Source organism: Glaciecola sp. 1036, assembly GCF_050306235.1.
Classification (GTDB): Bacteria; Pseudomonadota; Gammaproteobacteria; order Enterobacterales; family Alteromonadaceae; genus Glaciecola.
This window is the reverse complement of sequence record NZ_JBLWFH010000003.1, coordinates 448,064-468,989: the sequence shown is the minus strand read 5'-3', so window position 1 is coordinate 468,989 and position 20,926 is coordinate 448,064. Positions and strand designations below refer to the sequence as shown.

The window sequence follows — 20,926 nt, the reverse complement described above, 5'->3', positions numbered from 1 at the left end:
TATTATTATCAAATTTAATTCATTTTGCTCAGTGTTAATGAGTAAATTATAGACGATTTTACAGCTTAAAGTCATCTTGGGGATGCGGATGATATCAACGCTGATTCCCGCCTGCCTGAGGAGGCCGACGGGAATTAAATCAATGCAATATGATAGCTAACGAATATCTTTAGCTGATGACTCAACCGCAGGGAAAGGCTTAGGAGTTAGTGCTGGTACAGGGGCTTCTTTTAGCTTTTGCTGCAAATATTCGATGGCACGTTTAAGTTGCGCATCTTCACCATTAAAGGTTGCGTAAGGAGGGTTGGATACCTCAATATCGGGTGATATTCCGCGTCCTTCGGTAATCCAATCACCAGTTAAAGAATATACGGGGAATTCTGCCACTCGTGCTATGCCGCCATCGACTAAGCGGTTACGACCCGTTAACCAAACACCAGCGCCCGCAGTTTGTTTCCCAATGACAGGCGCAATTTCTAGCGCTTTAATACCCGCAGTAAAGGTTTCACCATCTGAATAAGTAAACTCATCGGCCAGTACTACTAAGTGACCTCTAAAAGCTTGTTGCATATTGGTGGTTGCTTCACCTTGGGCCATTTTCCAAAACGACCAAGCGCGTCTTAATAGTTTTTCAATGATAAAACTATCAATGTTTCCACCGCGATTTCGCCTAACATCAATGATCAACGCTGGTTTTTGGTACTGGGCGTAAAACTCTCTGGCAAAACTGGCCAAGTCATTACTGCCCATGGCATAGAGATGAAGATAACCAATATCACTATCTACAGCACTGACTTTCTGGCTATTTCTAGCAACCCAATCTTGATAAACCAAACGGCTTTCTCGCCAAGAGGTTTCAGGCACTACTATGGTTTTTAGTTTTTCTTTTCCTCTTTGAAGTTCAAGTAGGACTTGGCGACCAGCTTGATTTTTCAAAGCCAATAAAAGCTGTTGAGCAGAGCCAATTTTTTTACCGTTGACCGCTAAAATAATATCGCCGGCCTCGGCGTCTACTTCTGGCTTGGCTAGCGGTGGTGCTTGGCTGATTATATCTTTGTCATATTGATAGATATGCTTTATTTTAACTCCATCGGCAGTATCTTCATAAACGCCGCCTATGGTGGTATATCCTTGATTCTCTGCACCCTCTTGAATATCGCCACCGCGTACTTGTGAATGCAAGGCATTCAGTTCGCCCATCATTTGTTCAAACACGTCGTTTAATTCGCTACGCTCTGTAATGCGAGCGACTAGAGGCATATATTTTTGTTTCACTTGTTGCCAGTTTACCCCTCGCATATTGGGATCAAACAAGGAGTCTCTATGCATCAGCCAAGCATCCTTAAACAATAACTGAAACTCTAAGGATGGTGTTATTTCAACTTGTAAGTCGCTGATATTGACTTTGTGTTCTTTGAGATCAGAGGGAAACGAATCTTTGGCTGGGACCAAATGAATATTGGTACCAGTGCCGCGTCCTTTTTGTACTAATAAAGTGTCAGCCCCTGTTGCTAGTTGATAATTATTGACGCCAGAGGTGACGGTTTTTAATTCTTTATTATGGCCAAAACCAATTGCCTTTAAATTCTCTTCTTCAGTAAGAAATAAAAAGTCTTTTGTTGCCGCTAAGTTGCCATAGTCTCCTGCCGGAATGTCAACTTGCCACAATCTTTCTTGAATACCAGACCAAACAATAGTTACTGGAGGAGTTTCTTGTTTATCTTCTTCTTCAGACGATTCTTTTTTGTCATCTTTGGATTTTTTATTCTCGTCTAATTCAGTAGGCGCTTTAAACGCAAAAGGCGTTTCTTTTGTCAGATCTATTGCAAATAGTTGAGTGCGCTTATTGAAAGCTGCTCCCATATTTCGATCACCCCAAGGATGGCCTGGTGTGGGAGTGAAACTGCGATCTGAGAGGAAATACAACCAGTTTCCATCTTTGGAAAAGGCGGGAGAGAAATCATTGTATTTATCGCTAGAGACGTATTGGCCTTTGTTATTTTCAATGTCATACAAAAACACGCTATTGCGATCTATCACGGGTCCCAAATCTGTGTAGGCTATCCATCTGCTATCATCACTAAATACAACGTCAGAAGCACTTTGATTATCATTCTGTGCAATCAGTGTATTTTTGTTAGTGGCTAAGTCTAATAACAGTAACTTACCTGATTTTGTCGTGTTGGCTAGAGTCTTACCATCTGGACTTAACCAAAGACCATCTCGATATCCAGCGCCGTCTTTTGTTAGCTGTTTTGCGTCTTCACTGCCATCGGTTGCAAATGACCATATTTCATAATCACCGGTTTGATCGCTAATAGCATAAAGGCGATCGCCGTCTTTACTCAAGGTTGCAAAACGCAATCTAGCTGTTTGATCACTTGGTATATTCACCAATCGTTTGTTCTGAGTTTTCGCAACAGCAGCTTGCCCGCGAGCAATAACCGCTACTGTTTCGCCATCTGGACTGATAGATGCAGATTCAAAATAGTCGAGGGGCTTTTCTATGGGGCCTTCTCGCATTTGAGGAAAGTCAGATAATAAGACGATGTCGAGGGATTTGACCTTATCCGTAGCTAAATCCAATACTTTTATATCTGCGCCATGCTGAAAAACGATTTGGTTTTGATAAATCGCGGGTTTGCGCACTGGGAAGTCTTTAAATCCGGTATGCTGTGCTAGGTTACTGCCATCACGCTTCATAGACCAAACGTTATCGATACCCAGTTGGTTACTTAAAAAATATACTCGTTCTTTTGTTAGCATGGGGCTTCGCACTGAACCCTCATGTTGTGCAGTCAGTTTTACCGCTTCTTTTTTCTTGTTTTGGTTAAAATAGTATAATTCGCCTTTGGCTCCACCCTTATAATAGTGTGCGTTGTCAGTAGATATTTGCATACCGAACTGAACAAAAAATACATCTTCATCATCTATAGCAGCTTCTACCGCATCAGATAGGGGTAAAACACGGACCTTGCTATCGGTTAATGAAAGGATTTTTAACAGACTACTACTGTGCATACCTTGATTTGCTGCTGTAGAGTAAAGTAAATGCTGATTGTCGAGCCAACCTTGAAATCTAATATTACTCAGTTCAAAACTCACTTGCTCGGGTGTTCCTCCTGCGAGCGCCATAACATAAATGGCATTTTGACCTGAGTAGTCAGCAACAAAAGCGAGAGACTTTCCGTCTGGAGATACGGCGGACGAATCTTCAACACCTAGGTGAGACGTCAATCTAACCGCTGCCTTTGATTGACCAAGATTAAGCTTCCACAGATCACCATCAGCGGTAAATACCACTGTGTCCTTATGCAAACTTGGATCTCTAAAATAACCAGGCTGAGAAAAAACCTGAAATGAAATTAATAAACTGCTAAGTGCTAGTAACAAAGAGTATCTTATAGATTTTACTGTCATGAGAGGCTTAAGCTTATTTGTTGTTATTGCCACAGCATAAACTATTGCTAGTAAAGAGTAAAAATACAAAAAAATGTGATTACATCAGGTTTCGAATTTTTCGTGTAAACAAGCGGAATCAGTCGATGACATTTTGCCTAACTTCAGGTTAAATAGACTGACAATAATAAAGAAGTAATGAGCTTCAAAAAACATAGGGAATCCACATGAGAAAATTTAGCTTGGTTGCGTTGGCAATGATCAGCAGCTTTTCGTTCGCCAATGACGTTGAAAAATTAGCTGACCAAATAGAACCGAAAGTCATTGAATGGCGTCATCATTTGCATGAGCATCCAGAACTGTCTAACCGCGAATTTGAAACCGCAAAATATGTTGAGAAGCACCTGAGATCTCTTGGTTTAGAAGTACAAACTGGAGTGGCTATTACAGGTGTTGTTGCTGTTTTAGACTCGGGTAATCCAGGCCCGACAATTGGCTTACGTGCAGACATGGATGGTTTACCGGTAAAAGAAGATAATGATTTACCTTTTAAATCGACGCAAACAGGTGAGTTTAATGGTAATACTGTGCCTGTGATGCACGCTTGTGGGCATGATACCCATATGGCGATGCTTATGGGAGCAGCCGAAATCCTTGTTGGTATGAAAGATCAATTACGCGGTAAAGTAAAATTCATTTTTCAACCAGCCGAAGAAGGTGCGCCAGCAGGAGAACGCGGAGGCGCTGAAGTCATGGTTGAAGAAGGTGTGCTAAAAAATCCAGACGTCGATGTGGTTTTTGGTTTGCACATTAGCTCAAATACAGATGTTGGAAAAGTACGGTATCGTCATGGTGGTATTATGGCCGCTGTAGACCCTTTTAAAATTGTAGTAAAAGGTAAGCAGGCTCATGGTGCGTATCCATGGAAAAGTGTCGATCCGATTACTACCTCAGCGCAAATCATTATGGGTCTACAAACCATAGTCAGCCGTGAATTGCGTCTAATTGATGATGCGGCTGTTATTACCATAGGTTCTATTCATGGCGGTAATAGATCCAACATAATACCTATGGAAGTGACCATGGTGGGCACTATTCGTACGCTAAATGAGCAAGCACGGGATCATATATACGAAGCGCTACCACGCAAAGTAAAAGGCATTGCCGATAGTATGCGAGCAGAGGCTGAAATCACGCTTCCGTTAGACTACAACTATCCTATTACCTACAACGAACCTGCCTTAATGGAACAGATGTTACCTACCTTGGTACGTACTGCAGGCAAATCAAACGTCATTGATTCAAAACCTGTTACAGGTGCTGAAGATTTCTCTTTCTTCCAAAAGGAAGTGCCAGGTGTTTATCTGTGGGTTGGCGGAAAACCACTTGACGTATCTGAAGCAGATTCTCCAGCGCATCATACACCAGAATTTTTTGTTGACGACAGTGGTATGAAATTAGGTGTTAAATTGCTGACCAATATGACACTTGACTACATGAACATGGAATAAGAAACCTCTTAGAACAAGAAAAAATAGCGCGATTGTTTTTAAAGTCGCGCTTTTTTTAACTTTCTTCTATAATAGCGCGTTTTTTACGCCACTCATTTATCCTTTAGAGGTGATGTGGCTGTCTAACGTCAACACAATTAAAGAGAATACACATGGCTCAAGTCGCAATTGTAATGGGTTCTACATCCGATTGGCCAACCATGCAGCAAGCTGCAATCATGCTTAAAGAACTTGGTGTCAGCTATAAGGCGCAAGTAGTTTCTGCACATAGAACACCTAATTTATTGGTTGAATTTGCAGAATCAGCAGCTCAAGAAGGTTATCAAGTCATCATCGCAGGTGCTGGTGGGGCTGCACATTTACCCGGCATGATAGCTGCGCATACACATCTACCTGTGTTTGGTTGCCCTGTAAGATCCAGTCAATTAAACGGTTTGGATAGTTTGTTATCTATCGTACAGATGCCTAAAGGGGTTGCTGTTGGTACCCTAGCGATTGGCGAAGCTGGCGCTGCAAATGCAGGTTTGTTAGCGGCCCAAGTGGTTGCTTTGCAAGATCCTCAAATTACCGAAAATATCAAGGCATTTAGACAACAGCAAACTGACAAAGTACTCTCTAATCAAACGTTGGAATTAGAATGAATGTAGTGGTTTTCGGCGCAGGGCAACTTGTGCAAATGATGTATTTGTCGTCTGCACATTTGGGCGTGAATGTCACCGCAGTGGATGTCAAAGACGGCAGTGTGGTGCATCCTGTTTCTAAAGAAAAACTTGGCGAAAAAATGGAAGATGCGTTTGAGAATGCGCATGTCATTACTGCAGAGTTTGAGCATGTCCCAGAACAATTATTAGCGATAGCAGATAAAACCGATAAGTTTAAGCCAAATGTAACCTCAATACTGGCTGGAGCTGATCGTGTTAGAGAGAAGCATTTGTTGGATAAATGCCAAGTGAACAATGCTGAATATAAGATCATTCGCGATATCTCAGAATTGGATGCATGTATTGATGCCTTGGGTGATAAAATTATTTTCAAAGCCTCTCGTGACGGCTATGACGGTTATGGTCAATGGCGGATAGATTCTGAAGATCAATTGCCGGACATAAAAGCCGCTTTTGCTAGCTTAGACTTGCAAAACGTACCTATAGTCGCTGAAAAAATGATTCCCTTTGATCGAGAAATTTCAATCATAGGTGCGCGCGATGAGCAGGGCCAAATTTGTTGTTTTGACATTGCTGAAAACTTACACCATAAAGGTCAACTACATATTTCGGTAGCCCCAGCAACCAATGTTGACCAAGCATTACATCAACAAGCCTTAGATATTTTAACGCGAATAGCCACTGAGTTGAATTATGTGGGTGTGTTAGCGGTAGAAATGTTCCAAATTGGCGAGCTGTTGTTAGTCAATGAAATAGCTCCCCGTGTACATAATTCAGGTCATTGGACCCAAAATGGCGCAGAGACCGATCAGTTTGAGCAACACATTAGAGCTGTGCTGGGTTTTCCTTTAGGTGATCCTACTACCACTAAGATTACTGCCATGGTAAATGTCATTGGATGTACTTCTTTTAGCCGAGATCTAATAAGTATTCCCGGATGCCATTTGCACTGGTATGGCAAAGAAGTAAGAGATAAACGTAAGATGGGACATATCAATGTTACTGCGTCTAGTTACCAAGAGCTTGGTGAAAAATTAACGCAGCTAGCTGATTATCTCCCGGAAGAGTACTTTCCCAAGCTTAAAAGCGAAGCTCACAGATTGAAAACCTTTGCGTAAAGGTGGTTGAGTTTTTATAGATAACAAAGTTAACTGAATGGTGAGTAGCGGAGGCGAATATGAAGCATCTTAATCAATCTAGTTTTAGACTATTCTGTTCTACTATTATCAGCCTGATTGTGTTTAATGCAAATGGGCAAGACACTAAAGAATCAAACCCAATGGCTGAGCTTGCCGAGGTTCATCATTTGTGGGCAAGAGAAACCTTTGCGTTAGCAAAAACAGGCGCCGCATATATGATGCTAAGCAATACTTCTAGCAAAACGCCTATTTATCTAGAATCTGTATCTGTAGATGACAGCATTGCAGCGACGGTTGAATTACATACGACCTTGATGCAAGAAGACATGATGACAATGCAGCAGTTGGAAGAGCCAATTGAAATATTGTCTCAGCAAACGGTTGAATTTAAGCCCGGGGGGAAACATATTATGTTTATGGGGCTTGAAAAGCCGTTTTTGGCCGGTGAAAAATTTGTTATTAGTTTGCACTTTACCGATGGCTCATACGTACAAAAAGAAGTAATAGTGAAAGATGGCCGAGGCGGAATGGACGCTTCAAAGCACAATCATCACTAACCTTTCACCAATTAGGAGAATAAGATGTCCAAGATCGATATTGGTATAAACGAATCTGATCGCACAGCGATAGCAGAAGGCCTTAAAAAGTTACTTGCTGATTCATACACCCTTTACCTGCAAACTCACAATTTTCATTGGAATGTCACTGGTCCTCAATTTAGAGAGCTACACCTAATGTTCGAAGAGCATTACACTGAATTAGCGGTAGCAGTTGATGATATTGCCGAGCGTATAAGAACTCTAGGCGTGGTTGCACCTGGCACCTATCGCGCGTTTGCTGAATTAAGTAGCATTAAAGAAGTCGATGGCGTACCAGAAGCAAAAGAAATGGTGAAGCTATTAACTCAGGGGCATGAAACCGTAGTTAAAACATGTCGAGAAGTGCTCAAATTATCTCAAGATGCGGATGATGAATCTACTTCGGCTCTAGTAGGTGACCGCATGCGAGTGCATGAGAAAACGGCTTGGATGTTACGAGCGACCTTGGATTAGGAGTACACATGCGTCATTCATTAACGGGTGCTTTTATCAGTGCATCCTTGTTGGTTTGTGCAACAGCATCCGCTGAAGCCCAATTCACTGTAACGGAAGTCACTGATGGATTAAAACATCCATGGGGCATGGCTTTTCTTCCCAATCAAGATCTACTTATTACAGAACGAAATGGTGGATTAAGATTATTAAGCAAAGAGGGTAAGCTCAGTGGCAAAATCTCAGGATTGCCTGAATCTGTGCAAATGGGACAAGGCGGTAACTTAGGAATTGCCATTGATCCAGACTTTGCTACCAATAATAAGGTTTATGTTTGCTCCAGCATGGCTGGGGATGGTGGATTCGGCAGTGAAGTGCACGTGGGTGAATTTACCGGCCAAGAGTTAGTTAATGTAAAAAAGGTCTTTACAGCATTACCTAAAAAGCAAACCCCTTATCATTTTGGCTGTCGCATAGTATTCGACAAACAAGGAATGATGTTTGTTTCGTTGGGCGAAAGAGGCAGTTTTAAAGAGGAAGCCCAAAACACCGACAATCACCTAGGTACCGTCGTAAGAATTCATCCTGATGGCAGTGTTCCTGAGGACAATCCTTTTGTTGATGGTCAGGCACCTGAAGTATTTACTTATGGTCACAGGAATGTGCAAGGCATGACGGTTCATCCCGAAACAGGTGAAATCTGGACCCATGAACATGGCCCTAGAGGTGGTGATGAAGTCAACATTTTATCCAAGGGTGATAATTATGGTTGGCCGGAAATTACCTATGGTATTAATTACAATGGATCGATAATAACTGACAAAAAAGAAATGGAAGGTATGCGTCAGCCGTTGCAGTATTGGGATCCGTCGTTTGCACCTTCTGGCATGACATTTTACACCGGAGATATGTTTCCAGAATGGCAAGGGGACCTTTTTATCGGTTCACTGAAATTCATGTACTTAAAGCACTTGAAAATCGAAAACGGTAAAATCCTTGGTGAAGAAAATCTGCTTCAAGATCAACAGGCTCGTTTTCGTGACGTTGTGCAAGGTCCTGACGGCGCTATTTACGTACTAACAGATTCTTCCGACGGGAAAGTACTTAAAATTAGCAAATAGTAATTATTATTTTTAAAGCGAATAGGTTTACACTTATTCGCTTTTTTGCACCTCACGCAGACTGATTTTCCCGAGCCAAATATCCTTATACATGACCCAATCTCCGATCAAGCTATATAAAGGATACTGAAAGGTCGCAGGTCGATTTTTTTCGAATACAAAATGTCCAATCCAAGCAAAGCCATAACCAATCAATGGCAGAAGCCATAAATAAACCCATTGAGCTGTTATAATGGTAAAGACCATTACCGCCAGCACAAGGGTAGAGCCAATAAAATGCAACAATCTGCACTTAGGATGGCTATGTTCCTCTAAATAAAAAGGATAGAACTCACGGAATGAAGAAAATTGTTTTGCCATATTTCGTACATAGAAGGTTGTAAAATCTCTAATCATCACCATAATTCTTGTTATCAAAAAAAGCAAAAAATGTAGTTATGTCAGAAAATATTCTAGATCTTAATGTCGAAAACTTTAAAGATGTGATTATTGACGGTAGCCAAACAAAATTGGTCGCTGTTTATTTTTGGGCGCCCCAAGATCCAACGTCAGCCCAGATGTTACCGAGTGTTGAAACCCTAGCAACTGAGCACGCCAATCACCTTGTACTGGCTAAAGTGAATGTTGAGCAAGAACCTCAAATCACCCAACAGTTTGGGGTACGAGGCTTGCCTACCATTATGTTGGTAAAAGAAGGGCAACCCTTGGACGGCGCAGCGGGTCCTATGGATGCTCAGCAATTAAGAGAGTTGTTTGAAAAACACTTACCAAATCCTGAAGATGACTTGTTGTTGCAAGCTGCTGAGTTGGTAAACCAAGGACAATATCAAGATGCCTATACCTTTGCTAAACAAGCATTTGATATCAATAACTCAAATATTGATGCCAGATTTTTACTTGCAGACTGTAGTGTTGAACTTGGGAAAGTAGATGCGGCGAAAGCCTTACTTTCTGAGGTTACCTTAGTCGATCAAGATGCACGATATACGAGTTTAATGGGTAAGATTGAGCTTGCAGAGAAAGCCTCTGAATCACCAGAAATTATAGAGTTGCAAAATAAACTAGCGGCAGAGCCAGATAATATGGAAATTAAGTTACAACTGGCTGTGCAATTACAACATGTGCATAAGGTGGAAGAAGCTTTAGAATTGCTATTTAGCATCATCACCAAAGACATGAATTTTGCCGACGCAAAAAAAACAACCTTAGATACTATCAATGCTTTACCTGACGGCGACCCTTTAAAGTCTAAATATCGTCGTAAGTTCTACAGTTTATTATATTAGCGATTAACATCATGCTCGTAAGCCTGCTGATAGCGTTTAGTCTGGTAATAATAATTGAAGGCCTTGGGCCTTTGTTAATACCGAATAAATGGCGGGCTTACATGCTACAACTTAGCCAATTGCCAAGTGAACAAATCCAACGACTTGGTGGTGCTTTGGTTCTCATTGGTACAATAAGCTTATTTTTAATTCTTATCTAAGCAATAAAAAAACGCAAATAAGCCCAATCCTAGACGTTTTATAACGAAAAAATCATATTTCAGAACTAAAGCCTCTCAACAATTCTGTATAATTTTGATAGAATCGCCGCCTAATTTATTTATCGAATAGTTTCATGGCAAAAAATGTAGTTGTACTTGGCACTCAATGGGGTGACGAAGGCAAAGGAAAAGTTGTTGACCTTTTAACTGATCAGGCGCGTTATGTTGTGCGTTATCAAGGCGGTCACAATGCAGGTCACACACTGGTTATTGACGGTGAGAAAACCGTTCTTCATTTGATTCCCTCTGGTATTTTACGTGACAACGTTACTTGTGTTATTGGTAACGGCGTGGTGCTAAGTCCAGAAGCATTGTTGACTGAAATGAAAATGCTGGAAGACAAAGGTATTCCAGTGCGCGAACGTTTAAAAGTGAGCGAAGCTTGTCCTCTCATTCTGCCCTTTCATGTGGCATTGGATGTCGCACGTGAACAAGCGCGAGGGGCTAAAGCCATTGGTACTACTGGCCGTGGTATTGGTCCTGCCTATGAAGATAAAGTATCACGTAGAGGCTTGCGTGTAGGTGACTTGTTTAATGCGGAAGATTTCGCTATTAAGCTAAAAGAAGTCATGGCTTATCATAACTTTATGTTAACCGAATACTATAAAGCCCCTGCGGTTGACTATGATGCAGTATTGAAAGACGCATTGGCTGTAGCAGATCTATTTAGATCTATGGTTACTGATGTTACGCATTTATTAGAAGTCGCCAAACAAAATGGTGATCCTATTATGTTTGAAGGTGCCCAAGGTACTTTGTTAGACATAGACCATGGGACTTACCCTTATGTAACCTCGTCTAATACCACTGTTGGTGGTGTAGCTACTGGCGCTGGTTTTGGCCCTTTAAGTATTGATTACGTCCTAGGTATCGTAAAAGCCTACACCACTCGTGTTGGTTCAGGTCCTTTCCCTACAGAATTGGATTGCGAAGTTGGACAACATTTGGGTGTTAAAGGTCATGAATTTGGTGCTACTACTGGTAGAAAACGTCGCACAGGTTGGTTTGATGCCGTAGCAATGCGCCGTGCAGTTCAACTAAATTCAATTACTGGCTTTTGTTTGACTAAATTAGATGTATTAGATGGCTTAGAAAGCTTAAATATTTGCGTTGGTTATCGTGATGGAAATGGCAATATCAGCGATATTCCTCCACTAGCTGCAGAAGGTTATGAAGCTATTACACCTGTGTACGAAGAAATGCCTGGTTGGTCTAGCAATACCTTTGGTGTGAAAGAGTATGATGGATTACCACAAGCGGCAAAAGATTATATTAAACGATTAGAAGAACTAACGGGTGTACCTGTAGATATTATTTCTACTGGCCCAGATCGTAATGAAACTATAGTGTTGCGTCATCCGTATTCAGTATAACTTCAAAAAATGTTGGTATATAAAAGCGGCTATCTTTTGAAGAAGCCGCTTTTTTTATACCATGCATTTTTACTAGTGAATGAGTTGATTCAAAATTCTAACCTTTGAGAATAACTCAAACTTCAACGGAAACAATATTTATGCAAGCCTATTTAGACACCTTTGAAAAACATAAAACTTATTTTGATACAGGTGTTACTCGGGATGTGGAATGGCGTAAACAACAACTGTCAAGGTTAGCTGATTTAATAAAAGAAAATAAAAATGCAGTATTCTCGGCTTTGCAAAAAGACTTGGGCAAGTCAAAACAGGAAGCCTATATTACGGAAGTCGGCTATGTGTTATCTGATATAAAACACAAGCTAAAAAGGATTAAAAAATGGAGTAGGGCTAAAAAAGTAAAGACTCCCCTTGCGGCTATGCCTGCACATTCTTTTATCCAGCCTCAACCTTTGGGTACTGTGCTTATTATTGGGGCATGGAATTATCCGTTTCAACTATTACTTGCGCCCTTTGTTGCTGCCATAAGTGCAGGCAACTGCGCAATTCTAAAGCCAAGTGAATTGGCCCCCAACGTCAGCCAATTAATTGCAGATTTAGTGCCTAAATACCTAGATGAAAAAGCGTTTTCAGTGGTGCAAGGGGGGAAAGACGAAACTAGCGGATTACTAGAACTATCGTTTAACAAGATTTTTTATACTGGCGGTGAGGTAGTCGGCAAAATTGTAATGACGGCGGCGGCAAAGCATTTAACACCAGTGACCTTAGAACTCGGCGGGAAAAGTCCTTGTGTAGTGGATACCACTGCAGACTTAGCGGTTACTGCTAACCGCATCGTATGGGGGAAGTTCATGAATGCAGGACAAACCTGTATTGCCCCAGATTACATATTGGTTGAACCTTCAATTAAGCAACAGTTGATAGACGAACTGATAAAAGCGATTGAAACTCAGTACACAGCCACACCTAAAACATCAAAAGATTATGGACGCATCGTCAATGAAAGGCATTGCCAGCGATTGTCAGATTATTTAAGTAATCAAAAAGTGGTGTATGGAGGAGATGTAGATATACAACAGAAGTATATGGCACCTACTTTAGTGGTTGATCCTGAGCTGTCAGATCCACTGATGCAAGAAGAAATATTTGGGCCTATATTGCCCATTGTCGAAATGAATTCGCGAAACGCAATGCTGTCCTTTATTCAGCAGCGGCCACAGCCTCTCGCGGCCTATTTATTTACACAGGATGATGAATTTGAATATAGGTTTGTAGACGAGGTGAGTGCTGGTAATATGTGTATCAATGATATTAGCATGTTCGCACTCAATCACGAATTGCCTTTTGGCGGTGTTGGGACTAGCGGCATGGGGCGTTATCACGGAAAGTTTGGTTTTGATACCTTTAGCCATCATAAAGCTGTTATGCACCGTAGCTTTTCCATGGAAAACACCTTACGTTATGCGCCCTTTTCAAAAATTAAGTTTTGGCTGTTAAAAAGGTTTATTTAGTATGAGTTTAGCTCCATTTCATTTAGCAATTCCGGTAACCAATTTGGCTCAAGCAAGAGAATTTTATGGAGAATTAATCGGCTGCGAACAAGGACGCGAAAGTCATCATTGGATAGATTGGAATTTTTACGGTCATCAGCTAGTCACGCATTTAGTCGAGGCGATGCCAACCTCGTTAAAGCCAAATGAAGTGGATAGTAAAGCTGTGCCTGTACCACATTTTGGCTTGGTATTACCAAAACAACAATGGCATGCATTAGCGGATAAATTTACTTCAGTAAACTATGAATTTGTCATTGCACCCTATATCCGGTTCAAGGGACAAGTGGGGGAGCAAGGAACGTTTTTTATTTACGATCCTAGTGGCAACGCGCTTGAATTCAAATACTTTGACGATATGTCGCAATTGTTCGCTTCTTGATCTCAGGACGAGCCTGTTTGGTCAATTTCGCTTTCAAGTTGTATGATTTCCCGATAATACTGTGCAATAAGGGCGTGCCTACTGTTAATTTGTAATTTTCGATAGATATTGGCGCAATGGAACTTAACTGTTCTTTCGCTAATATATAAATCATACGCAATTAACTTGTTTGGTTTGCCTTCCATTATTTTGACTGCTATTTGTTTTTCCCGTTGAGACAGCAACTCAATGTTGTTTGCAATTTCCATGTTTTCATTCCTTTGCTTTGGTTGATGTTAAAAGTTTGGGGTGTTGACGTTCGATAAATCCGTTAGAGGTGAGTTGCACTATGCGATCTGCGCTTTGAATAGTGTGAGGACGATGGGCTATCATGATGACTGTGATGCCCAGTTGACGAAGATTCTTCATTAAGCGTTTTTCGGTTGGAATATCTAGGTGGCTAGTGGCTTCATCTAGTAATAATAATTTGGGGTGGGAATAGAGTGCTCGAGCTATCATCAACCTTTGTTTTTGCCCGCCGCTAAGGCTACTTCCCATGTCGCCAATAAGACTGTGAAACTGCATCGGCTGATTCATAATATCTTGATAGATACAGGCATGAATACAGGACATTACAACGCGTTTTATGTCAGTTGAGACATTAAAGCCGGTAATGTTTTGTAAGATGCTACCACTGAGTAGACTGTCATCTTGCATTACACAAGCAATGTTTAAATGCGAACGCGTCCCAGCAGTTAAAAGCCTTTGTTGAATATGGATTTGTCCACTGCTGGGCTGAGTTAATCCGGATAAACAATTAAGAAAGGTCGTTTTTCCACTGCCACTCTTTCCCAAAACAGCGACAATTTCGCCATCATAAATATTGAGGTTGAGATTTTGGAATACAGGGGGTTGTAGTGGGTAATGGAATGCTAATTTCTGAATGCTAACCTGATATGTATTTTGAGTATTAACGCCTGATGGCAAGGCAGTTTGAGATAGTTGGAATGGGGAAGTTTGCTGTTCTTTCGGGGAATAAAGAATATCTTCTAATCTGCCCAGATGCACTGACAGCATAAGGTAATTTATCCATTGTTGAATAAATTGGTTAACTGCGCCAGTAAATCTCGTTTTGTAGCTGATAAAAGCGAATAACATGCCCAAGCTAAAGGCGTTACTCATGACTAAGCCCGCCGCGAGGAAAACGATAACGATGTTTTCTAAACCAAAAATCAATTTATTCACTGACGCAAAGGCAATTTGCCATTTACTTAGCTTTACATTGTGCTGAGTAAGGTCGCACAGCTTATTCAACCATTCTGATTCAACTCTGGGGATATTGCCGGATAGCTTTAACGTTTTTATAGCTCGCAAACTTTGTAAAAAATGGCTTTGTTGTTTGGCGTCTGCGACCAAGGTTTCCGTTTGTATTTGTTTGATTTGACGTAGGCAAATCCAGCGAATAAGCAGATAAAAGCAGCTAGCAATCAACACTACATTTGCTAGAAGCGATGAATACACGTATAGCACAGCTAGAGTAGCCAGGGCCATAAAGCCATCCAATATGCCGCTTACAACGCCGGACACTAAAAATTCACGTATTGGCACTAAGCTGTTAAATCGGGTAGAAATATCGCCTAAATGACGACGTTGAAAAAATTCTGTAGTGAGTTGCATTAGATGGCGAAACACTGTCATCGACAACATTAAGCTTAAGGAGGTGGTGGAGCGCAAAATGAGGAACTCTCTAAACCAACTGAAAACAACTTCTAATAAAAGTAATAAAGTAAATCCAATAGCCAAGCTAAGAAGTAAATCTTGGGCATTTTGCACCACCACTTGATCTACTACAGTTTGAATATAAAAGGGACTCAACAGGGCTAGAAGTTGAAGACAAAGGGAGAGCAAACCAATTCCAATGAGTTGACGCTTAAAGCCTGAAGTCTTTTCCACAAAATGCCAAATAGATAACTTTTTTGGCGGTTTCTTGTGGCTAAATGTTTTGGTTGGCAGAAGTTCTAATGCTATGCCTGAAAACCGCTTATCAACTTCCTGCATGCTCACTTTGACTTGGCCAAGGGCTGGGTCATGAATCACAATAAAGTGTTTAGCGACAGATTTGAGAACTACAAAATGATTTAAATCCCAATGTAAAATACATGGCGTATTGAGTTCTTTGAGCTCAGATAAGGATAGTTGTAAAGGTCTTGCTGCTAAATCTAACTGCTGGGCATACTCAATTAATTGTGCCAAGCTTGTGCCATTGGCTTGTGGACCAAATTTTTGTCTTAGCTCGTCTATCGTCGTTTTATAACCGTGGTAAGATGAGAGCATAACCAAACATGCTAATGCACACTCAGTGTTTTCGTTCTGTAAAACCACGGATAATCTTGGTTTTATAAACAGGTCTTGTTGTAGGGCTGCAAACGAAGATTTCATCGACGATCACTCAAGCTCAATAAAGGCCCCAAAAACCACTCTAAAAGCGTTTGTTGTTGAATCACCAAATCAGCTTGTAAGGTCATGCCATCTCTAAGACTTAGATTACTAGTATCCGAAGCTGTTTGTTGCGTCGTTAAATCGACATGTGCAATATAGAAGGCCGGCGCTAGCTGAATAGGAGGATTAGTAATATCTGTGTGACTGCTAAGGGTACCTTCAATTTTACTGATTTGTCCTTGCACTAATCCAAACTCTTGGTAAGGGAAGGCGTCTATTCGCATAGTGACCTGGTTGGCGGTAAAGGATTTGCCGCCAATGTTCGATGGAATAGTCAGAATAGCTTTTGCTAAGCCAGTGGATTGTTGAATACGTATCAGCGCTTGCCCTGAATGCACGGTTTCACCTACTTCATATAAAATGCTATCGATTTTTCCGTCTACAGGGGCTCGCAATACATAATGGGTTTGAGTGGTTATGGTAGCTTTTTGATTCAATAGTTCATCTATTGATATTTGATGGGCTTTGCCTAAGTGAAGTAATTCTTCTTCAAGGGCGAACAACAGATTTTCTGTTGTTTCAATTCTATTTTGAACATCTTGTATTTGAATCTGCAATCTGTTGATTGTGATGAGAAAATCCGAGTGTTCGATCTCTAGCCTTATTACACTATCTTGACTAATGCTTCCTTTACTTTCGAGTAGTTCACTGGCGAGCAATCTAGCATGTAATTTGTCGGCACTCGATTGAACAAGTTGTTGTTGGGACTTAAGTAATTGTTGTTGGGTTTTTAAGTTTTTATTGCGTGCTTTGGCATCTTGAATCTGGCGTTGTATATCTTCAACAGATTCGTGGTAGTCGGTTTGAAGTTTGTTATTTAAAATTTCCCAATTTTTTAGCTTCAATTGCTGGGATTCAACAAATTCATTGTTGCGATTGAGGCGCATTAAGGGTTGGCCTTTCACAACAGCTTGGCCACTAGCAACATTATATTCGGCAATTTGACTGTTGTTCTCTGTGGCAAGCGCACGAAATGTATTGTCTTTAACAATCCAGCCTTGTACATTTTGAGTTTTAGCGAACTTCACAGTCGATATAAAAATCAAAATGCCTGCAACAATTGCGAGCAATATACTAATTGACCACCAATGAACGGCAGTTGGCATTAACAAACTCTTTCCATAGTCTTTTTGAAACTGCGCTTGCCAAGCTTGTTGTCTGAATAGCGGATTCTGTTGCATATTGCATCCCTCAATGATGATGCAACTAGATTAGAAAATCAGTGGTGTAAATACCGTTAATTAACGGACAATTTGTAACACTCACCAGACATCTAAGTTAAGCTGTCTGATAATTCATAGTGTATTCAAGTTCAGGTGAAGCTAATTTGTGGGCATAAAAAAGGGCTATCCGATGGCAGCCCTTAATTGGTCAATAGAATTTAGTGACGCCAATGATAACGTTCAGCTTTAGCTTCTATTTCTTGTTTAGTGTCTTGTGGTAAGAATAACTTATTGTTGGTTTCAAAATAGAAAGCAGGTCGTTTGTCATCACTGCCCACTTCGTTCATGCTGGTATTATCCAGTATTTTGCCATTGATAACAGTATGGGTGACAAATTCACTCAAACGGATGTCATTTAACACATCTCCATCAATGATCGCTAAATCCGCTAGCTTACCAACTTCTATACTGCCGATATATTTATCCATGCCCAAGGTTTTAGCTCCATCAATAGTGCCACCTCTTAGCGCTTCAAAAGGAGTGAAGCCGCCTTGATGCATGATCCAAAGCTCCCAATGGGCACCCAAACCTTCACGTTGCCCATGTGCTCCAATTTGCACTCGCACACCGGCATCTCTTAATTGTTTAGCATATTTAGCCACTTCAATATGATTGTATTGATCATCAGGCGCTGTTTGACGTCGAATAGCGCGACCATCGACTACATAATTGGGAACATAGCGCATCAAACGTTGGTTTTTCCACACCTCTGTTCTGTCGTACCAGAAATACTCCCCAGACAATCCACCAAAAGACACCACAAAGGTTGGAGTGTACCCATTTTGGGTGGCAGCCCATAATTGAGTTACGTCATTGTAACCTCGAGCAATAGGTAAAGAATGCTCCAAAGTTGTATGGCCATCCACTAGCATTGACATATTCTGTTGGAACTTACCACCACCTTCAGGCACGACTAACATCCCCAGCTCTCTGGCGGCTTGTAACACTTGTTGCCTTTGATCTCTTCTAGGTTGATTGTAGGATTTTACTGAAATTCCGCCCATGTCTTTTAAGCGGCGAACATGGAAATAGGCATCCTCATAATTATTGATCACGGCTTTATAAGCCAAGGCTTCAGCGCCATATAATATAGTGCCGGTTGAATAAATACGCGGTGCGAGTATTTTCCCTGCTTTTTGTAACTCTGACGCTGCCAATATTTCACTGGTTGCATTAGAAGGATCATGGATAGTGGTAACACCAAAAGATAAATTCGAAAACTGAATCCAGTTTTGTTGGGGAATAATGCCGTTGCTGGCTTGTGACCCATGAGCGTGAGCATCAATTAAGCCCGGAATTACAGTTTTGCCGCTAACATCCAACACCTCAGCGTTTTTGGGGATTTCTATTTGATCTCGAGTACCAACCGCTTGGATTTTTTCATTCTTGATGATGACTACGCCATCTTCAATCACTTCTTGCTGATTGTCAGCATCGCGCATGGTGACAATTTTTCCACCTACTAAGGCTTTAATCTCATCAGGTTTTGCATAAGAATGTTTAAAGCTTAGATCCATGCCTTCTTGCAATGGATCGGGCAGGGTTTCAGGGGCATTTTCACGGTACGCAAACGCTTCATCTAATGAGCGTTCAAAATACAAGGGTCCATAGGACCAACCTAATGTATTGTTATCATCGCGCCAAGTCATATAGTTTCCAGCACGAGCGGATAATTGAGTAACAGGAAAACTGCCTATATTAGGACCTATATTGAGTTTTTTTCCGGTTTGTACGAATGGCATAACATAGGTGTTATATTGATGCACAAATCCAATGAATTTACCATCTGGAGATAGTCTGTACTCACTAACTTTGTCACCACCATATAGGTGAGTAATTTTATCGTTACCTTGCAGATTGACACTTGAGAATTGGCTTTCCGGATAAGAACCATAGATTGATTCGGTAAAATAAACACGGTCATTTTGCTTTCCAAAATGCGGTTCAACGCCAGATTTTGCAACTCGAGTTGCAACTTCTTTATCAAGGTCAAGAACATAGATGCCTGGTTCTGTACCATAGGTTGGATCAAGTAGGTAACCACCACTTACTTTTTTATAAGTGATCAGTTTGGCATCCGACGAGAAACTTGGCTCTATATAATGTCCAGGGGATGTACTCACCACCTTTCCTTTGCCGCCGCGAGATGATATTACTCGAATGCTCCCCAATTCTTTATCGTTCCATGTGGTATATACGATTTGTTTGCCATCTTGAGAATATCGGGGATAGAACTCATCGTGAGAATCTTGCTTGGTCAACCGGGATACTTTGCCAGATTTTATATTTTTAATGTAGAGCTTACCTAAAGCTTGAAAGAGTATTGATTTGCCGTCTGGTGAACGTTGCGCCCAACGGATAGCTTTTACATCAAATTCATTTCCAGACACATCTACATCAAAGAGTAATTTATTCGCATATTTTACTTCTGTGGTGACGTTAACATCTAGCGTTTCAAGTGATTTATTGGCAACAGATAATTTATGGAATTTACCACCGGTCCAAAAAACTATTTGTTTGCTATCAGGCGTCCAATCAAAATAACTAAAATAGCCCTCGGTACCAAAACCTTCTTGCATGTCCCTTTCAAGGTCTAAATACAGTGGATTTTCTAGTCCAGTCTCAAGGTCTTTTAAAAATAGTCCTGTCTTGTCCTGCACACGCCGAATAAAAGCAACGTACTTGCCATCAGGCGAAGGGGTTGGCACAACGGCGCCACCTGTACCTGAAATAAAGGTTTCTTCTTCACCTAAACGTCTGTCGTAACGTTTAATAGCAAAAATACTTTTTAGGGGATCGCGATTGTACTCAAAATAGGAACCTGGGCTAATATCTTGAGTAAAGTAGATGTAATTGCCATCTGGTGAAAATGCAGGGTCGGCAATATTCTGTTGTTCAACGTTACCATTCTCTCTGGCTTTTATCACAATGCCATCGCCACCAGATTTATGGTACATCCAGATCTCCCCTGCAGGTATACTGCGAGACGACATAAAGCCCTTGGTTACTATTATGTATTCACCATCTGGACTCCATTTAGGCGCATGTATAAGATGCTTTTTCTCTTTGGTTATTTGGGTAAGATTGCCGCCGTCTAAATCCATAACCCAAACGTTTGATAGACCATCTCTGTCTGAGATAAAGGCTATTTTGCTGCCATCAGGGCTAACGGAAGGCTGGATATTCCAAGCGAAATCCTGAGTAATTGCAGAGGCACTTCCGCCTGTAATATCGGCGATAAAAATATCACCCAACATGTCGAAAACAAAATGTTTGCCGTCAGGCGTCACATCAAGAGAGGACCAGGTGGTCTGGTCGGTATTAATGGTTACTTTATTAAGTTCAAAGGGCGGATTTAACACATCCCATTGGGCGTATTTGTTTTCAGTGTCTGTTTTTGTCGATTCTTGAGCTTGCAAGCTAATTGGCGTTAGAGCACTGACTAAGGCACAAACAATAAGTTGTTTGTGGAATAACTGTCGAATTTTCATAGATTGTTCTTATTGATTGA

Annotated in this window: 17 protein-coding genes; 11 read left to right on the top strand and 6 right to left on the bottom strand. The window is 41.0% G+C overall.

Features of this window, described 5'->3' with window-relative positions; genetic code table 11:
• Positions 1-156: 156 nt before the first annotated feature.
• Positions 157-3,420: a S41 family peptidase gene (locus ACNKW3_RS07050; RefSeq protein WP_427398577.1), complete on the bottom strand. Its 3,264-nt coding sequence runs from the start codon at positions 3,418-3,420 to the stop codon at positions 157-159.
• Between the two features lie 236 nt (positions 3,421-3,656).
• On the opposite strand from ACNKW3_RS07050, the gene ACNKW3_RS07045 reads away from it, so the two are divergent.
• The 6 genes from ACNKW3_RS07045 (at position 3,657) to ACNKW3_RS07020 (ending at position 8,863) form a co-directional block, all read left to right on the top strand.
• Positions 3,657-4,910, top strand: coding sequence for an amidohydrolase (locus tag ACNKW3_RS07045; protein ID WP_427398597.1), 1,254 nt, complete (start codon positions 3,657-3,659; stop codon positions 4,908-4,910).
• Positions 4,911-5,062: 152 nt separating this feature from the next.
• Positions 5,063-5,551 (top strand): 5-(carboxyamino)imidazole ribonucleotide mutase, encoded by a 489-nt coding sequence (gene purE, locus ACNKW3_RS07040; protein WP_427398576.1) that lies wholly within the window; start codon positions 5,063-5,065, stop codon positions 5,549-5,551.
• Positions 5,548-6,690, top strand: coding sequence for a 5-(carboxyamino)imidazole ribonucleotide synthase (locus ACNKW3_RS07035; protein WP_427398575.1), 1,143 nt, complete (start codon positions 5,548-5,550; stop codon positions 6,688-6,690). The genes purE and ACNKW3_RS07035 overlap by 4 nt, the downstream gene beginning before the upstream one ends.
• 59 nt (positions 6,691-6,749) lie before the next feature.
• A complete protein-coding gene (locus ACNKW3_RS07030) occupies positions 6,750-7,268 on the top strand; it encodes a copper chaperone PCu(A)C (protein ID WP_427398574.1) in 519 nt (172 codons plus the stop codon).
• Between the two features lie 24 nt (positions 7,269-7,292).
• Positions 7,293-7,763: a Dps family protein gene (locus ACNKW3_RS07025; protein WP_427398573.1), complete on the top strand. Its 471-nt coding sequence runs from the start codon at positions 7,293-7,295 to the stop codon at positions 7,761-7,763.
• 8 nt (positions 7,764-7,771) lie between these two features.
• Positions 7,772-8,863 (top strand): PQQ-dependent sugar dehydrogenase, encoded by a 1,092-nt coding sequence (locus ACNKW3_RS07020; protein ID WP_427398572.1) that lies wholly within the window; start codon positions 7,772-7,774, stop codon positions 8,861-8,863.
• Positions 8,864-8,896: 33 nt separating this feature from the next.
• Here the strand turns inward: ACNKW3_RS07020 and ACNKW3_RS07015 are convergent, their stop codons facing one another.
• Positions 8,897-9,259 (bottom strand): Mpo1-like protein, encoded by a 363-nt coding sequence (locus ACNKW3_RS07015; RefSeq protein WP_427398571.1) that lies wholly within the window; start codon positions 9,257-9,259, stop codon positions 8,897-8,899.
• A gap of 41 nt (positions 9,260-9,300) precedes the next feature.
• On the opposite strand from ACNKW3_RS07015, the gene ACNKW3_RS07010 reads away from it, so the two are divergent.
• From ACNKW3_RS07010 to ACNKW3_RS06990, 5 genes are all read left to right on the top strand, one after another.
• Positions 9,301-10,149 carry a tetratricopeptide repeat protein gene (locus ACNKW3_RS07010; RefSeq protein ID WP_427398570.1) on the top strand — a complete coding sequence of 283 codons (849 nt, stop codon included), beginning with the start codon at positions 9,301-9,303 and terminating at the stop codon, positions 10,147-10,149.
• A gap of 11 nt (positions 10,150-10,160) precedes the next feature.
• Positions 10,161-10,349 carry a DUF2065 domain-containing protein gene (locus ACNKW3_RS07005; RefSeq protein ID WP_427398569.1) on the top strand — a complete coding sequence of 63 codons (189 nt, stop codon included), beginning with the start codon at positions 10,161-10,163 and terminating at the stop codon, positions 10,347-10,349.
• A 134-nt stretch (positions 10,350-10,483) separates the two neighbouring features.
• A complete protein-coding gene (locus ACNKW3_RS07000) occupies positions 10,484-11,782 on the top strand; it encodes an adenylosuccinate synthase (protein ID WP_427398568.1) in 1,299 nt (432 codons plus the stop codon).
• A 140-nt stretch (positions 11,783-11,922) separates the two neighbouring features.
• Positions 11,923-13,293: an aldehyde dehydrogenase family protein gene (locus ACNKW3_RS06995; protein ID WP_427398567.1), complete on the top strand. Its 1,371-nt coding sequence runs from the start codon at positions 11,923-11,925 to the stop codon at positions 13,291-13,293.
• A gap of 1 nt (position 13,294) precedes the next feature.
• The gene (locus tag ACNKW3_RS06990; RefSeq protein ID WP_427398566.1) at positions 13,295-13,714 is read left to right on the top strand and encodes a VOC family protein; all 420 of its coding nucleotides are present in this window, start codon (positions 13,295-13,297) and stop codon (positions 13,712-13,714) included.
• A 2-nt stretch (positions 13,715-13,716) separates the two neighbouring features.
• Here the strand turns inward: ACNKW3_RS06990 and ACNKW3_RS06985 are convergent, their stop codons facing one another.
• The 4 genes from ACNKW3_RS06985 to ACNKW3_RS06970 all read right to left on the bottom strand — a co-directional run bounded on the left by ACNKW3_RS06985 (position 13,717) and on the right by ACNKW3_RS06970 (position 20,906).
• The gene (locus ACNKW3_RS06985) at positions 13,717-13,962 is read right to left on the bottom strand and encodes a LuxR C-terminal-related transcriptional regulator (protein ID WP_427398565.1); all 246 of its coding nucleotides are present in this window, start codon (positions 13,960-13,962) and stop codon (positions 13,717-13,719) included.
• A 4-nt stretch (positions 13,963-13,966) separates the two neighbouring features.
• On the bottom strand, positions 13,967-16,132 hold the full coding sequence (locus ACNKW3_RS06980; RefSeq protein WP_427398564.1) for a peptidase domain-containing ABC transporter: 2,166 nt from the start codon (positions 16,130-16,132) through the stop codon (positions 13,967-13,969).
• Positions 16,129-17,373 (bottom strand): HlyD family secretion protein, encoded by a 1,245-nt coding sequence (locus ACNKW3_RS06975; RefSeq protein ID WP_427398563.1) that lies wholly within the window; start codon positions 17,371-17,373, stop codon positions 16,129-16,131. Before ACNKW3_RS06975 ends, ACNKW3_RS06980 begins: the two co-directional genes overlap by 4 nt.
• Positions 17,374-17,573: 200 nt before the next feature.
• A complete protein-coding gene (locus tag ACNKW3_RS06970; protein WP_427398562.1) occupies positions 17,574-20,906 on the bottom strand; it encodes an amidohydrolase family protein in 3,333 nt (1,110 codons plus the stop codon).
• Positions 20,907-20,926: the final 20 nt, after the last annotated feature.

Coding starts and splice junctions, on each gene's coding strand:
- ACNKW3_RS06990 (WP_427398566.1), top strand. CDS start 13,295: ATGAGTTTAGCTCCATTTCATTTAGCAATTCCGGTAACCAATTTGGCT.
- ACNKW3_RS06975 (WP_427398563.1), bottom strand. CDS start 17,373: ATGCAACAGAATCCGCTATTCAGACAACAAGCTTGGCAAGCGCAGTTT.
- ACNKW3_RS07005 (WP_427398569.1), top strand. CDS start 10,161: ATGCTCGTAAGCCTGCTGATAGCGTTTAGTCTGGTAATAATAATTGAA.
- ACNKW3_RS07035 (WP_427398575.1), top strand. CDS start 5,548: ATGAATGTAGTGGTTTTCGGCGCAGGGCAACTTGTGCAAATGATGTAT.
- ACNKW3_RS06970 (WP_427398562.1), bottom strand. CDS start 20,906: ATGAAAATTCGACAGTTATTCCACAAACAACTTATTGTTTGTGCCTTA.
- ACNKW3_RS07010 (WP_427398570.1), top strand. CDS start 9,301: ATGTCAGAAAATATTCTAGATCTTAATGTCGAAAACTTTAAAGATGTG.
- ACNKW3_RS07000 (WP_427398568.1), top strand. CDS start 10,484: ATGGCAAAAAATGTAGTTGTACTTGGCACTCAATGGGGTGACGAAGGC.
- ACNKW3_RS06995 (WP_427398567.1), top strand. CDS start 11,923: ATGCAAGCCTATTTAGACACCTTTGAAAAACATAAAACTTATTTTGAT.
- ACNKW3_RS07020 (WP_427398572.1), top strand. CDS start 7,772: ATGCGTCATTCATTAACGGGTGCTTTTATCAGTGCATCCTTGTTGGTT.
- purE (WP_427398576.1), top strand. CDS start 5,063: ATGGCTCAAGTCGCAATTGTAATGGGTTCTACATCCGATTGGCCAACC.
- ACNKW3_RS06980 (WP_427398564.1), bottom strand. CDS start 16,132: ATGAAATCTTCGTTTGCAGCCCTACAACAAGACCTGTTTATAAAACCA.
- ACNKW3_RS07045 (WP_427398597.1), top strand. CDS start 3,657: ATGATCAGCAGCTTTTCGTTCGCCAATGACGTTGAAAAATTAGCTGAC.
- ACNKW3_RS07050 (WP_427398577.1), bottom strand. CDS start 3,420: ATGACAGTAAAATCTATAAGATACTCTTTGTTACTAGCACTTAGCAGT.
- ACNKW3_RS07015 (WP_427398571.1), bottom strand. CDS start 9,259: ATGATTAGAGATTTTACAACCTTCTATGTACGAAATATGGCAAAACAA.
- ACNKW3_RS06985 (WP_427398565.1), bottom strand. CDS start 13,962: ATGGAAATTGCAAACAACATTGAGTTGCTGTCTCAACGGGAAAAACAA.
- ACNKW3_RS07030 (WP_427398574.1), top strand. CDS start 6,750: ATGAAGCATCTTAATCAATCTAGTTTTAGACTATTCTGTTCTACTATT.
- ACNKW3_RS07025 (WP_427398573.1), top strand. CDS start 7,293: ATGTCCAAGATCGATATTGGTATAAACGAATCTGATCGCACAGCGATA.